The sequence below is a fragment of the Streptomyces sp. NPDC002787 genome, assembly GCF_053592095.1.
This window is the reverse complement of the sequence record NZ_JBSFVC010000012.1, coordinates 66863-80270: the sequence shown is the minus strand read 5'-3', so window position 1 is coordinate 80270 and position 13408 is coordinate 66863. Positions and strand designations below refer to the sequence as shown.

The following is a 13408-nucleotide window of genomic DNA, read 5'->3' as shown; positions in this document are numbered from 1 at the left end:
AATGGTTCCGAAGAATGGCGAACCGTGCAGCCACCCACCCCGGCCGACCCCGCCGATCCGGTCACCCCGTCCGTCTCCCCGCAGGGCACCACCCTCGGCTACGCCCTGTTCGCCACGCGCTGGCTCCAGGCGCCGCTGTACTTCGGTCTGGTGGCGGCGCAGGGGGTGTACGTCTACAAGTTCTTCAACGAGCTGTGGACGTTAATCGTCCGGTGCGTGAGCGGGAGTGCCACCGAGACGTACGTCATGCTCGCGGTGCTCAAGCTCGTCGATGTCGTCATGATCGCCAATTTGCTGATCATGACGATCGTCGGCGGCTATGAGACCTTCGTCTCCCGCATCGGCCTCCAGGGCCACCGCGACCAGCCGGAATGGCTCTCGCACGTCAATTCCAACGTGCTGAAGGTCAAGCTGGCCACCGCCATCGTGGGCATCTCCTCCGTCCATCTGCTCCAGATGTTCGTGGACGTCCACCACACCTCGCACCACTCGCTGCTGTGGGGCACGGTGATCCACATGGCGTTCATCGCCTCGGCCGTGCTCCTGGCGTACATGTCGGGCCCGATGCTGCGCGAGGACAAGGGGCACGAGACCCACCACGGCGCGCCGTCCGGCCCGCCGCCCGGCGATCCGAAGGGCCCGCACGGGCCGAAGGAGCCCACGGAGCCCAGGGATCTGCAGGAACCGCCGGGGCCGGTGGAACCGGCGGAGCCGGCCGGGCCGAGGGCGGCCGGTGCCGCCACCGCCGGGCCGCGGCCCCCGGCCACCCCGGCGGCGCCCCCGGCCCCCGCCCCGGCCGGGCCCTCCGCCCCCGTCCTCTTCCGGGCTCCGCTGCCGATCCCGGCCCAGGCCACCTCGTACGAGAACTACGAGACGTACGAGAGCCGGGGCGCGCCCACCCCCTACGAGCCCTACGAGACACGGTTCACGCAGGGCGGGACGGGGCTCGTGCAGTACGAGACCCGGCGCACGGCCCGCGGGGCCGAGACGGGGGTCGAGGGACGGGTGCGGGCGGCCGGGTTCCCGGCGCGGAAGCTGCTGGAGGAGTTCGACGAGAGGCACCCGCGCTCCTTCGACCGGCGGCTGCTCGCCCGGCTCGGGACGCTGGACTTCGTCGCCGCCGCGCGGAACGTGGTGTTCGTCGGCGCCCCCGGCACCGGCAAGACGCACCTGGCGATCGGGCTCGGTGTACGGGCCTGCCAGGCCGGGCACCGGGTGCTGTTCGCGACCGCCACGGAGTGGGCCGCGCGGCTGGCCCGGGCGCGGGCCGAGGGCAGGCTCGCCGAGGAGCTGTCCGCGCTCGACGCCTGCCCCCTGCTGATCCTCGACGAGGTCGGCTACCTCCCCTTCGACCCCGACACCGCCCGGCTCATCTTCCAGCTCGTCGCACACCGCTACGAGCGGGCCTCGCTGATCGTGACCAGCGACCGCCCGCTCGGCCGTTGGGAGGAGATCTTCGGCGGGGCCGCCCCGGCGATGGTCGACCGCCTCGCGCACCACGCCGAGATCGTCCGCCTCGAAGGGGAGAGCTACCGGCTGCGCCGCGCTACTTCAGCAGGCTGACGTTCTGGATCAACGGCCCCTCCACACCGACGCCCTCGCCCACCAGCGTGCCGAGTTCGGGGAGGGGCAGGGGCGGGTTCGCCGCGGCCGGAGAGGCGAGCGCGCCCACCAGGGCGACGGCGGCGACGGCGGAGAGGAGCGTGGCGAGGGGACGCATGCGTACGGGTAGGCCTTTCGAGCGGAGCGAGTCGATCTCGATCGGACACAGGGTGGCTGCCCCGCCACCCGCGCCACGATGCGTACGCCCCCGCACGACCGCTCATCGGGGGGAATCCGGGGGTTGGCCTGCATGAACGCAGGTATACGTCCGAATGGGTGATGAGCGGGAAACGCCTTGATCAACTCGGTCGAGGCGGTCGAGGCGGTCGACTTGGTCAGATCGCGTCGTCCGCCAGTTCCGCGACGCCCGTGATGCGGTGCAGCGGGTACGTCCGCACCTCGTCCGCCGTGTGGTCGTACGCCGTCACGAAGCCGCCCTCGACGCGGACCGGGGCGATGACGCGCTGGCTGGCGGAGCCCTCGGCGTTGACGTAGCCGATCCACAGGGCCTCGCCGGTGAGGACGGCGGCCTGCATGGTGGCGAGGGTCTCGGCGGAACTGGTGCGGGGCATCTCCCCGGCCGGGGCCATGCCGCCGCCGGTCGTCTTGTGGGGCGTGGTGGAGGCGAGGTCACCGGCGCGGATCGCGCGGATCGCGGCGCCCAGCAGCGTGTCGTCCGGGGACGGAGGGCCGTCCGGGACCGGCTCCGGGGGCGTGCGGGGCGGGGTGCGGCGGGCGTGGGCCCGGGTGATCAGGACATCGCCCTCCGCGGACTCGGCGGCCGGCGCGTACCCCATCCCGCGCAGCCCGTCGAGCAGCGTCGCCGGGTCGGCCTGGGCGGCGAGGACGGTCGGCGCGAGACGGCGCAGCCCGAGCCCCTGCGACCGCTTGTCGGCGAGGATCTCGCTGAGCATCGCGTCGTCGTCACAGCGCACGTACGCGGACGCCGCGCCGATCCGCAGATGGCCGTGGCGCCGGGCGACGTCGTCGATCAGGTACGCGAGCGGCTGCGGAACCGGCGTACGGGAGTGCGCGGTGAGGAAGTCGTGCAGGTCGGAGGCGCTGCGGCCCGCGTCCAGCGCCCGGCGCACCGAGCCCGGCGTGAACCGGTACACCGTCGCGCCACCCTTCGACTCCACGTCCGCCAGTACGCCCAGCATGTCGGCCAGCGGACGCTTCAGCGGGCCGGGCGCGACGGCCGTCAGGTCCGCCTGGAGCAGGACGTGGTCCAGCGGCTCGGGCAGCAGCGGCGCGAGCAGCCGGGCGGCCCGGGAGGCGGCCGCGGCCTGCTCGGCGACGGGGTCGGGAGCGGGCACCGCGTGGGCCGGCAGGGGGACGTGGTGGGCCGGGAGCTTGTCGCCGGGGGTCTCCGGCAGGTCGGCCGGGGCCGCCGGCTCGTGGGGGAGGCCGAGGAGGGCGCGGCCGTGCGTGGACAGGGCGCCGCGGCCGGTGACGCCGAGCGACTCGGCCTCGGAGAGGGTCCACCGGGCGATGCGGGCGCGCAGGTCGTCGGGGCGATGGGCCTGCGCGGCCTGCGGGGACTGTGAGGACTGTGCGGGCTCTGAGCGCTGCTGTGGCTGGGACTGCGGGGCCGGGGATTGCCGGCCGCCGCGCGTGGGGCGTTCCCAGTGGAGGCGGGCCAGTACGGAGTCGGGGGTGGCCGAGGTGCCCTCGGGGAGCCCGGCGAGGAGGGCGAGGACGCGGTGGCGTACCTCGGGCGCCGCGGAACGGTCCAGGCCCGGGCCCAGCGCCGACAACGTACGGTCCTTGGCGTCCCGTTCCCCGATCACGCCCGGCGTGCGGGTCGCCGTCAGCCAGGCCGTGGCGAGCCGCGCCCAGCGCTCGGCGGCGGGCAGCTCCAGCCACTCGTCGTACGCGGGGGTCGCGGCGTACCGTTCGTCGGCCTCGCCGTCCGAGGCCAACAGCCCGGCGGCGTAGGCGAGTTCGACCCAGAAGGCGGCGACCGGCTCGGGCAGGTCGAGGGCCGCGGCCGTCCGCTTCAGGTCCCGCACGCTGAGCCCGCCCGCGCGCAGGACGCCCGGGCCGCCCTCGTCCCAGTCCTTCATCAGCTCCTCCACGGTCGCCAGCGCGGTGTACGCCTGGCCGGCCGCCGTCGCGTCCACAACCTGTGGACGGTGCGCGGCCGAGGCCTCGACGGGCGGGGGTACGGGCTGGACCTCCCGGTGCGCGCGGCCCCCGCGCAGGTGCAGGGCGACCTCGCGGGGGATGACGACCGTGCCGGGGGCGGTGGGCAGGAGGAGGCCTCGGTCCAGGAGCCAGCGGAGGTGGGGCGCCGGGTTGGCGGTGACCTGGCCGTACGGCGGGCCCCAGACGAGGCGGGAGAGGACGTCGAGGGACTCGGCGGGTGCGGAGGAGAGGAGGGCCGCCATACGGGGGCGGTCGGTGAAGAGGGTGGTGAGGGAGGTGACCGCCGAGACCGAGTCGTGGGTGCTCGGGAGGCCGACCGTCCCGACGATCTCCTGGACCCGGCCCGGTGACATGCCCGAAGTGGCCTCCGCGACGGTCGGGCCGAGGCCGGTGGGGGAGGGGTGCTGGGGGGAGGGGGCGAGGAGCTCGCGGGCCGTGCGGACGAGGCGGAGGCGGGTCTCGGGACCCCAGACGAGGGCCTGGTCGCGGAGCGTGCCGAGGGCGCGGGGCAGGGCGGCGGTGACGGCGGGGTCCGCGTCGTCCCCCGCCAGGAGGGAGGCGAGGTCGTCGTACGACGCCGGGTCGGGGGCGACGGCCAGGGCCTGGGCGGTCTGCAGGGCGAAGCGGTCGAGGCGTTCCAGGGCGCGGACGACCGAGGCGCGGGTGCCGGCGCGGGTGGCCAGCTGGGTCAGGTCGGTGGGGACGGGCGTGATGAGATCCGGCCGTGCCCTGAGCAGCACGGCGAGCGAACGGTCGTCGCGTCCGCGCAGGGCTTCCGCCAACGAACGGGGGGCTCCACCGGCCGGCGCCGCCTCCGTGGGGGTGTGCTCCTCGGTGCTCATCCGGCCAACGGTAGCGGAGGGGTGCCGCCGAACTGGGGCGCCCAGTAGCTCGGGGGCGCGTTCTTGTGTGGCGGGTGGGGGTGCGGGCGTGGGTGTGTGTGCGGGTGCGGGTGCGGGTGCGGCCTAGCTGGTTGGCCTGGCTCCCGCCCAGCCTTGGTCATGAGCTCCGGGTGCGGGGAAGCGATACGGTCGGAGGAGTATGCGCGCCAACCCCGGAGGGGCTTCGTGGGGATTGAGAGCGACCAGGTCGTCTATGAGTACCTGAGCCGGGTCGGTGACCTGGCCCAGCAGCGGCAGTTGCCGTCGGCGACGCGGATGCGGCTCGTGTCGGGGCTGCGGGACGAGATCGACCGGCGGCGGGCGAAGGCGCCGGTGGACAGTCCGGCCGCCGTGCGGCGCATCATCGCCCGCCTCGGCACCCCGGACGAGGTCGTCGAGGCGGTGGGTGCCCCCGGGGACGTACCGGAGCCGCGGGCCGCCGCCGTGCCCGTGCAGCGGGCGACGAGTGGTGAGGGCGAGGACGAGGCGCCGCCCAAGGGGTTGGCCAAGGGCCTGCGGCGGGTCGTTCCCCGGCCGCGGCCCGCGGCCGACGTGCCGCCGCCCGTGATGCGGGACGGGGCCGCTCCTCCGCATCTCGCTCCGCTGCACGAGGTGGGTGGCGGGGATGCGCAGCCCGACTGGTGGCGGGTCGGCGGGGGTGCCGGGCCGGGGGGTGGTGATCTCGGGTTCGGGCTCGGGGATGCCGTGCCGGGGTTTGTCGGGGGTGTGGAGATTCCGGAGTTGTTGAAGCCGCCGCCGGTGAAGGAGGAGGGGGAGGGCGAGGGGAAGGCCGTCGAGAAGGCGGAGGTTGCCGCGGCGGTCGTGGCGGAGGAGGACGGGGGGCGGCGGCGGTGGGTGCCTCTGCCGCGGTTGCGGCCCGCGGGTGGGGGGTGGAGTAATCCGCTGTTGTTGCTGGCCGCCGCGTTGTTGGTGGCGGGGGCCGTCATGGGGAGCCTGGTGCCGTTGGGGCTCGGGTGGTTGATCGCCTATCTGTCGCGGCGGTTGTCGGCTGCCGAGTCCAAGTGGGCGGTCATGGGGATCCCGGGGGTTGTGGCTGGTGGGTGGGTGGTCTGGTTGTGGGGGCGGAGTGAGGGGCGGTGGGGGGATCCGATCGCGCGGGGGCATATGAACGACGCGCTCGTGGAGACCTGGCCGTGGGTGCTTCGTGTGGCTGCCGTGTCTTCCGCGCTGTATCTGCTCTGGCGTTCCCAGCGGGCTCTGTGACCAGGGGTTTTTCTCGCCCCCGCCGCCCTTACCCGTCCCATCCCCAGGGGCGGTGCCCCTTCGACCCCCGTCCGCGGGTTCGGTGGGGGTTCTTGCGCAGTTCCCCGGGCCCCTGAAAAGCGGGGGCGGTGCCCCTTCGACCCCCGTCCGCGGGTTCGGTGGGGGTTCTTGCGCAGTTCCCCGCGCCCCTGAAAAGCAGGGGCTGGGCCCGTGCTTTTCGTCACCACGACCCACCCGCACCCGAGTCGCGGCCGCCCGCCGACCACAATGGGCGCATGGACTCTCGCGTGTTGACCGTCGGGTTTGATCTCGACATGACGTTGATCGACTCGCGGCCGGGGATCCACGCCTGTTACGAGGCGCTGGCGGCGAGGACGGGGACGTACATAGACGCCGACCTGGCGATCACACGGCTCGGGCCGCCGCTGGTGGACGAGCTGGCGTACTGGTTCCCCGCGGCGGACGTCCCGGCGATGGCGGACCTCTACCGGGGGATGTACCCGGCGATCGCGATCGCCGCGACCCCCGCGATGCCGGGCGCGCCGGAGGCGATAGCGGCGGTCCGGGCCGCCGGTGGACGGGCGATCGTGGTCACCGCCAAGTACGAGCCGAACGCCAAGCTGCACCTGGAGCACCTCGGCATCGAGCCGGACGTGGTCGTCGGCGACCTGTGGGCGGAGGCCAAGGCGGCGGCGCTGCGCGAGCACGGCGCGAGCGTGTACGTCGGCGACCACACCGGCGACGTACGCGGCGCCCGCACGGCGCGGGCGTACGCGGTCGCCGTCGCCACCGGGCCCTGCGACGAGCGGGAGCTGCGCGAGGCCGGCGCCGATGTCGTCCTCACCGATCTGACCGGCTTCCCGGAGTGGCTCACCGGGCACCAGCGGACGCGCTCCCGGTAACGCCTAGAAACGCGCCTCGCGCGCCCTTCTGCGCCCCGCCGCGACGGACTGGAGGACTCCGGCGCCCGCGAGAAGGAATCCCACGCCCATGAGCATGCTCAGGACGAACATGTAGGTGGGGAACGGAGTCGTTCCGAGGAACAGCGGGGCCACGGTGACGAGTGTGGCCACGGCGCCGACGATGAAGACGACGCCACCGGCACGGATCAGTCGGTCACCGGGTTCGGCGGAATTCGGTTGGGTTTTGTCACGCACCCGACCAGGGTAGTTCCCAGCGCGAGGGAACAGTCGGCCGACGTCTTGTCACCTGCCGCCGGACCAATAGGCTGGGACCGGCGGGTCCGACGACCCGCTGTAGCGCTGTCCAGAGCAGTTTGCGCACACCCAGAACACCTTCAGAACACGTTCACCACACCTTTCAGACGCAGTTTCCGACGAGTACGAGGACGAGGACAGACGTGCCTACCGGCAAGGTCAAATGGTTCAACACTGAGAAGGGCTTCGGCTTTCTCTCCCGCGACGACGGCGGTGACGTCTTCGTCCACTCCTCCGTACTGCCCGCCGGTGTCGACACCTTGAAGCCGGGCCAGAAGGTCGAGTTCGGAGTCGTCGCGGGTCAGCGCGGCGACCAGGCGCTTTCCGTGACGATCCTGGAGCCGGCCCCCTCGGTGGCCGCCGCCCAGCGCAAGAAGCCCGACGAGCTCGCCTCGATCGTGCAGGATCTGACGACACTCCTGGAGAACATCACGCCGATGCTGGAGCGGGGCCGCTATCCCGAGCGGACCGCGGGCAAGAAGATTGCGGGGCTACTGCGCGCTGTCGCCGACCAGTTGGACGTGTAGCCCCGCCGACTCCCGGAATCCTCAAGGGAATTCGAGCGCGTCCGGGCCGAGGGGCGGTACCAGCCCCTCGGCCGCCGCGCGGGTGAGCAGTCCCCTGACCGCCGCGTAGCCGTCCTCGCCCAGGTCCGCCGTGAACTCGTTGACGTACAGGCCGATGTGCTGGTCGGCGACGGCCGGGTCCATCTCCTGGGCGTGTGCGAGGACGTACGGGCGGGAGACCTCGGGGTCGTCCCAGGCCGCGCGGACGGACGTACGGATCGTCTCGGCGACCTTCCTCAGCGTCTCCTCGCCCAGCGAGCGCTTGGCGATGATCGCGCCCAGCGGGATCGGCAGGCCCGTCGTGTCCTCCCAGTGCTCGCCCATGTCGGCGAGCTTGTGGAGCTTGTAGTTCTGGTAGGTGAAGCGGGCCTCGTGGATGACGAGACCGGCGTCGACCTTCCCGTCCCGCACCGCCGGCATGATCTCGTGGAACGGCATGACGACGATCTCGCCGACCCCGCCGGGCAGCGTGTCCGCCGCCCAGAGGCGGAACAGCAGATACGCGGTCGACCGCTCGCTCGGCACGGCCACCGTACGGCCGGTCAGGTCCGTGCCCGGCTCCCGCGTCAGCACCAGCGGGCCGCAGCCCCGGCCCAGCGCGCCGCCGCAGGGCAGCAGGGCGTACGTGTCGAGGACGTACGGCAGGACGGCGTACGACACCTTCAGTACGTCGAGGTCGCCGCGCTCGGCCATGCCGTTGGTGATGTCGATGTCCGCGAACGTCACGTCGAGCGCGGGCGCGCCGGGGATGCGGCCGTGGGCCCAGGCGTCGAAGACGAAGGTGTCGTTGGGGCAGGGCGAGTACGCCATCCGCAGGGTGGCGGTGGCCGCGGGGCTCGGGGGCGTCGTCTCAGGGCTCATGGGGGTCCCAACTCTCCAGTACGGGCGTCAGCTTCCCGAAGGCCTCGGTGAGTGCGGTGAGCGCGTCGCCGATGCGCCAGGCCGCGCGGTCGCGGGGGCCGACGGGGTTGGAGACGGCGCGCAGTTCGAGGACGGGGGTGGTGTGCGCGGCGGCGGCCTCGGCGACTCCGAAGCCCTCCATCGCCTCGGCCAGGGCCCGGGGGTGACGGGTGCGCAGGTCAGTGGCGCGCGCGGCGCTGCCGGTGACCGTGGAGACGGTGAGCACGGTGCCGGTGCGGGCGGCGGTGGCGGTCGCGGCGGCGCGTACGAGGGCCCGGGGCGGGTGGTGGGTGACGGTGCCGAAGCCCAGGTCCGTGACCGGGAGGAAGCCGTCCGGCGTCTCGGCGCCGAGATCGGCCGCCGTGATCTCGTCGGCGAGGACGAGAGAACCGAGGGGTGCCTCGGGCAGGAAGCCGCCCGCGATACCGGCGGACACGACCAGCCCGTACGGCCTGCCCGCCAGCGCCGCCGCGGTCAGCGCGCCGGCGGTGGAGGCGGCGGCGAGGGCGGGGCCCACACCGGCGGCGAGGAGGTCGACGTCGTGCGGGGGCGTCCCACGGCGGTGGAGCGTTGCCGCCGGGAGCCCCACCTCGGTGGCGGGGCCCGGAAACGCCCGCGCCACCGCGTCCCGTTCGGCGGGGACCGCGGTGGCTACGAGGATGCGCATGGGCGGCGGGCGGGGATCAGGCGTCCGGGTTCGTGAGCTTGAAGTTCCACACGCCCTTGATCGCCGTGCCCTCGGGGTTCTGCTCGACGACGCTGATCGTCAGCGACTTCTGGGCGGTCTGACCGGGCTGGGTGGCGAAGAGCGCGGCGTCCTCGAAGGACCAGTACGTCTCCTTGTACGTGTTGCTGGTGGCCTGCTCCCCGTTGATCCACAGGGCCCAGCCCGTCTTCGCTACCTCCGTGTCGACACCGATGCGCAGGACCTCGCCCTGCGCCAGCTCGATCGACTTGGAGGGCTTCTTCTCCGCGCACTCCTTGGCCGCGGCGGCGTCGAGGGTCCGGTAGCACGCGGCCTCGGAGCTGATCGAGTCGGTGCCGATCGTGACGGTGGCCATCGGCGTCGGCTCATCGCAGGCCGACAGGACGAGAAGTCCGGCGGAAACAGCGCCGAGAGTGGCTGCGGCGCGACGGGAACGCTGGAGGGTCATGGGCGAAGGCTATCTGGCCCGTCCAGGGGTGCCCCTACGTGGGGTACGGCGTGCCGGGTCCGGCGGCGGGGCGGGCTCCGTTTCACCGGGTCACACGGGCCGCGGCACGGGGCACGGGGCGAGGTGGGTCGTCCGCGCCGGGTCAGGCCACGCGGGCGCGGGGTGCGCCGCCGTGGCGGGCGGAGGAGAGGAGGCCGCGGACCGTGGTGAGCCAGCCGGCGGCGACGATCACGGCGGCCACGGTCAGACCGAGGGTGCCGTTGAGGGGGAGGGCGATGCCGACGGCGCCGCCGACCACCCAGGACATCTGGAGCAGGGTCTCGGAGCGGGCGAAGGCGGAGGTCCGGACGAGTTCGGGGACGTCCCGCTGGATCAGGGCGTCCAGGGACAGCTTGGACAGGGCCTGCGAGAAGCCGGCGACCGCGGCGAGGCAGGCGATGAAGAACGTGCCGAAGAACAACGCCGCCGTGACCGCCACGGCGAGTTCGCCGGCGACGACGGTCACGATGATCAGTTCCGGCGAGCGCTGCCTCACCCATGCCCCGACGGCCGTGCCGAGCGCGTTCCCCGTGCCGGCCGCCACGGCCACCATGCCCAGCGAGAAGGCGGCGCTCTGCCCGTGCAGCGGGTGGACGCGCAGCAGGAACGCCAGGAAGAAGATCAGGAAGCCGGAGAGACAGCGCAGGGCGGCGTTCGCGCCGAGCGCGTGCGTGACCGCCGGGCCGACCGTCCGCAGCCCCGGGCGCTTGAGGGTGTTGCTGCGGTGCGGGCCGTGCAGATGCTCGGGGTCGGCGGCGAGCAGGGCCCGGTCCTCGCCCTTCGCCGAGTCGACCTTCGCGGGGAGCGTGAAGGAGAGGAACGTACCCGCGACGAAGATCACGAAGGCGCCGTAGAGCGGCCAGCGCGGGCCGAGCGCCTGCAGTCCGGCGCCGATGGGCGCGGCGACGCCGGTGGCGAGCAGACCGCACAGGGTGACCCGGGAGTTGGCCTTCACCAGGGAGAACCCGGGCGGCAGGAGCCGTGGCACGACCGCGCTGCGGACCACGCCGTACGCCTTCGACGCGACCAGGACGCCGAGCGCGGCGGGGTACAGCTCCAGGCCGCCGGTCTCCACCGCGCCGACGAGGATCAGGGCGAGCAGGGCGCGGGCCAGCATGGCGCCGGCCATCGCGGCGCGGCGGCCGTGCGGGAGGCGGTCCAGGAGGGGGCCGATGACGGGGGCGAGGAGGGCGAACGGGGCGAGGGTGATGGCGAGGTAGAGGGCGACCCGGCCGCGGGCCTCGTCGGTGGGGACGGAGAAGAAGACGGTGGAGGCGAGGGAGACGGTGATCATCACGTCGCCGGCGCCGTTCACTCCGTGCAGTTCGATGAGTTTGCCGAGGCCGGATTCACCGGCGCCGTGGGCGTGGGTGGCCTTGCGGATGCCTCGGGCCGGGCCGGTGAGGGGGAGGTGCAGGGCGCGGCCGACCGAGCGGACGGCGCCGGTCACCCGACCCGATCCGCCCGCTCCGCTTCGCTCGCCGGCGGTCACCTCGTCATAGTGCCCCGAGAAAGGGGGACGTAGTGCGTTTACCGCTCGGATGGCCCCGGGCACGGGTGGGTGCGGAGGTGTCCGGAGCGCGTTTGCCGTCTGCGGGTCTGAAAAGCACGGGGCGCAGCCCCTGCTTTTCAGGGGCGCGGGGAACTGCGCGATTAGCCCCCACTCACCCGCACCCGCCCCACAACCCCACGCCCCCACCCCCTCCGCGGCCAAAGCCGAGCGCAGCGGAATCGCGGAACCCTTACGTCGGTGTGGGCGCCGAGCCTCGGAGAAGGTAGCGTGCATAGCGCGCCTGCGGCGGTTGTTCTCGGCCGCGCGCCTCTCGTTCATCCCGCAGAATGGATGACATAGGTGCGCCCGAGTGCGATCGGGCGCGGACGTCGACGCGGCCCTCCGGTCCGCTCCGTCCGCACCCCCGCCGAGGGAGGCGCACTCGTGAGACGGCGTAGGAGAGAAGCGATACCTGTGAGCGCAGCGACCACGCGAAGCCGCACCCCCGACCGCCTGTGCGCCGAGGCCGTCGACCTCGCCCGCGCCGCCGCCGAGGAAGCGGCCGCACCAGGGGTGGTGGGTGAGCACGCCGGCCTCGTCTCCGAGGGCGACCGTGTTGTGACGCACTTCTTCGAGTGCAAGGAGATGGGGTACCGCGGCTGGCGCTGGGCCGTCACCGTCGCCCGGGCCTCACGGGCGAAGTTCGTGACGCTGGACGAGGTCGTCCTGCTGCCCGGCCCGGACGCGCTGCTCGCGCCGGAGTGGGTGCCGTGGAGCGAGCGGCTCCGGCCCGGCGACATGGGGCCCGGCGATCTGCTGCCCACCGACGCCGAGGACCTGCGTTTGGAGCCCGGGTTCTCCGGCGAGGACGAGCCGCTGCCGAACTCCCCGGTCTCGCACGACATGGCCGAGCTGGTGGAGGCGGAGGACGCCGAGGTCACCGCCGGGGTGCCGGCGCATCTGCCGCTCGCGCCGACCCGTGGATCCATCGCCGCCGTCGCCGAGGAACTGGGCATGCGGCGCGCCCGCGTCCTGTCGCGGTACGGGCTGCACACGGCCGCGGACCGGTGGGAGGAAGGGTTCGGGGCGAAGACCGCGATGGCCCAGGCGGCGCCCGCGTCCTGTGTGAGCTGTGGGTTCCTCGTACCGATCGGGGGGTCGCTCGGGCAGGCCTTCGGGGTGTGCGCGAACGAGTTCGCGCCGGCGGACGGGCGCGTGGTCTCACTGACGTACGGATGCGGCGGGCACTCGGAGGCGGCCGTGATGCCGAAGCCGCCGCGGCCGGCCCCGCCGCGCCTGGACGAGACCCGCGTGGACCCCTTCCCGCTGCGGCCGTCGCCGGACTCCGGGTCGGTGCCGGTGGAGGAGGCCGAGTCCGAGGCCGACCTGGGGCACTCGTAGGCCGCCTGCCGGGAGAAGTCAACCTGCCCTTCTGGACAATGTGTGCCGCCTGGGAAACCTGCTGTGATGTGTACACGCCCTGAGCGTCGCCTCGGGGCCCACACACAACGGGGAGTTCCAAGTGAAGACCAGACTGACGGCCGCTCTCGCCACGACCGGTGTCGCCACCTCGCTGCTGGTGGCCCTGCCCGCGGCGGGCACGGCCAGTGCGGCTCCGCTGATCTGTGAGCCGGGCTCGCGGTCGGTGAGGTGGGTGACCACCGACCGGGCGCGGGTGCTGACGCACAAGGTGAAGGGGTACGAGAAGGGCTACTCCGGCGGCAGCCGGACCGTCTCCCGGACCCTGGGCCACGACAAAACCGTCACCTCCGGTTACAGCATCGGCGGCGGTGCCAGCGCCGGATTCGGCGTGAAGAAGGTCCTCGTGAGCCTTGACGCGAACGTCGAGGGCTCTTACACGCACTCGAAGTCGAAGACCACGACCAGGAGCGTCACCGTCACCGACACGCTGACGAAGAAGGGCCAGTACTTCTTCTACCGGGGCACGGTGAAGGCCTCCGGCACCTGGCAGGGCTTCTACTGCGACAAGGGCACCAAGTGGATCGAGAAGACGTGGGGGAAGGCCCAGACCTTCAGCGCCCAGGTCGACGGCGCCGTCCGCTGCGGTGAGAGCGTGAACAGCAAGAGTCTCGGGCGCCTGGTCCAGCAGAAGTACTGCTAGCGATGTGAAATTTCCCCGCGCCCCCGTTTCGTCGGAGGGCCGCAGGCCCTCCAGGGACGCGGG

13 protein-coding genes are annotated in these 13408 nt (G+C 73.2%); 6 read left to right on the top strand and 7 right to left on the bottom strand.

The genetic code is table 11. From position 1 onward, the window contains the following. The first annotated feature begins 24 nt into the window (after window positions 1-24). Entirely contained in the window at window positions 25-1563 is a 1539-nt protein-coding gene (gene istB, locus ACWD26_RS18115; protein WP_451271125.1) for an IS21-like element helper ATPase IstB, read from the top strand. Here istB and ACWD26_RS18110 read toward each other — a convergent pair. Both ACWD26_RS18110 and ACWD26_RS18105 read right to left on the bottom strand, forming a co-directional pair. Next, window positions 1547-1720, bottom strand: a complete 174-nt coding sequence (locus tag ACWD26_RS18110) for a hypothetical protein (protein WP_451271123.1) — start codon at window positions 1718-1720, stop codon at window positions 1547-1549. The two genes, istB and ACWD26_RS18110, sit on opposite strands and share 17 nt — an antisense overlap. Before the next feature lie 217 nt (window positions 1721-1937). Next, window positions 1938-4592 carry a helicase-associated domain-containing protein gene (locus tag ACWD26_RS18105; protein ID WP_451271121.1) on the bottom strand — a complete coding sequence of 885 codons (2655 nt, stop codon included), beginning with the start codon at window positions 4590-4592 and terminating at the stop codon, window positions 1938-1940. 225 nt (window positions 4593-4817) lie between these two features. Between ACWD26_RS18105 and ACWD26_RS18100 the strand changes: the two genes are divergently transcribed. Further along, window positions 4818-5855, top strand: a complete 1038-nt coding sequence (locus ACWD26_RS18100; RefSeq protein ID WP_451271119.1) for a hypothetical protein — start codon at window positions 4818-4820, stop codon at window positions 5853-5855. Window positions 5856-6130: 275 nt separating this feature from the next. Continuing rightward, window positions 6131-6757: an HAD family hydrolase gene (locus ACWD26_RS18095; protein WP_451271117.1), complete on the top strand. Its 627-nt coding sequence runs from the start codon at window positions 6131-6133 to the stop codon at window positions 6755-6757. 3 nt (window positions 6758-6760) lie between these two features. Here the strand turns inward: ACWD26_RS18095 and ACWD26_RS18090 are convergent, their stop codons facing one another. Then, a complete protein-coding gene (locus ACWD26_RS18090; protein WP_451271115.1) occupies window positions 6761-7012 on the bottom strand; it encodes a hypothetical protein in 252 nt (83 codons plus the stop codon). Window positions 7013-7215: 203 nt separating this feature from the next. Between ACWD26_RS18090 and ACWD26_RS18085 the strand changes: the two genes are divergently transcribed. Then, the gene (locus ACWD26_RS18085; protein WP_451271113.1) at window positions 7216-7599 is read left to right on the top strand and encodes a cold-shock protein; all 384 of its coding nucleotides are present in this window, start codon (window positions 7216-7218) and stop codon (window positions 7597-7599) included. A 21-nt stretch (window positions 7600-7620) separates the two neighbouring features. On the opposite strand, the gene ACWD26_RS18080 is transcribed toward ACWD26_RS18085, so the two are convergent. The 4 genes from ACWD26_RS18080 to ACWD26_RS18065 all read right to left on the bottom strand — a co-directional run bounded on the left by ACWD26_RS18080 (window position 7621) and on the right by ACWD26_RS18065 (window position 11181). Continuing rightward, window positions 7621-8499, bottom strand: a complete 879-nt coding sequence (locus ACWD26_RS18080) for a 1,4-dihydroxy-6-naphthoate synthase (RefSeq protein WP_451271111.1) — start codon at window positions 8497-8499, stop codon at window positions 7621-7623. Next, window positions 8489-9205, bottom strand: coding sequence for a futalosine hydrolase (locus tag ACWD26_RS18075; protein WP_451271109.1), 717 nt, complete (start codon window positions 9203-9205; stop codon window positions 8489-8491). The genes ACWD26_RS18080 and ACWD26_RS18075 overlap by 11 nt, the downstream gene beginning before the upstream one ends. A 16-nt stretch (window positions 9206-9221) precedes the next feature. Continuing rightward, a complete protein-coding gene (locus ACWD26_RS18070; protein WP_451271107.1) occupies window positions 9222-9692 on the bottom strand; it encodes a hypothetical protein in 471 nt (156 codons plus the stop codon). 142 nt (window positions 9693-9834) lie between these two features. Continuing rightward, window positions 9835-11181 carry an MFS transporter gene (locus ACWD26_RS18065; protein WP_451271105.1) on the bottom strand — a complete coding sequence of 449 codons (1347 nt, stop codon included), beginning with the start codon at window positions 11179-11181 and terminating at the stop codon, window positions 9835-9837. Window positions 11182-11697: 516 nt separating this feature from the next. Between ACWD26_RS18065 and ACWD26_RS18060 the strand changes: the two genes are divergently transcribed. Continuing rightward, window positions 11698-12624 carry a DUF3027 domain-containing protein gene (locus ACWD26_RS18060; protein ID WP_451271103.1) on the top strand — a complete coding sequence of 309 codons (927 nt, stop codon included), beginning with the start codon at window positions 11698-11700 and terminating at the stop codon, window positions 12622-12624. Between the two features lie 121 nt (window positions 12625-12745). Next, on the top strand, window positions 12746-13345 hold the full coding sequence (locus ACWD26_RS18055; protein WP_451271101.1) for a hypothetical protein: 600 nt from the start codon (window positions 12746-12748) through the stop codon (window positions 13343-13345). Window positions 13346-13408: the final 63 nt, after the last annotated feature.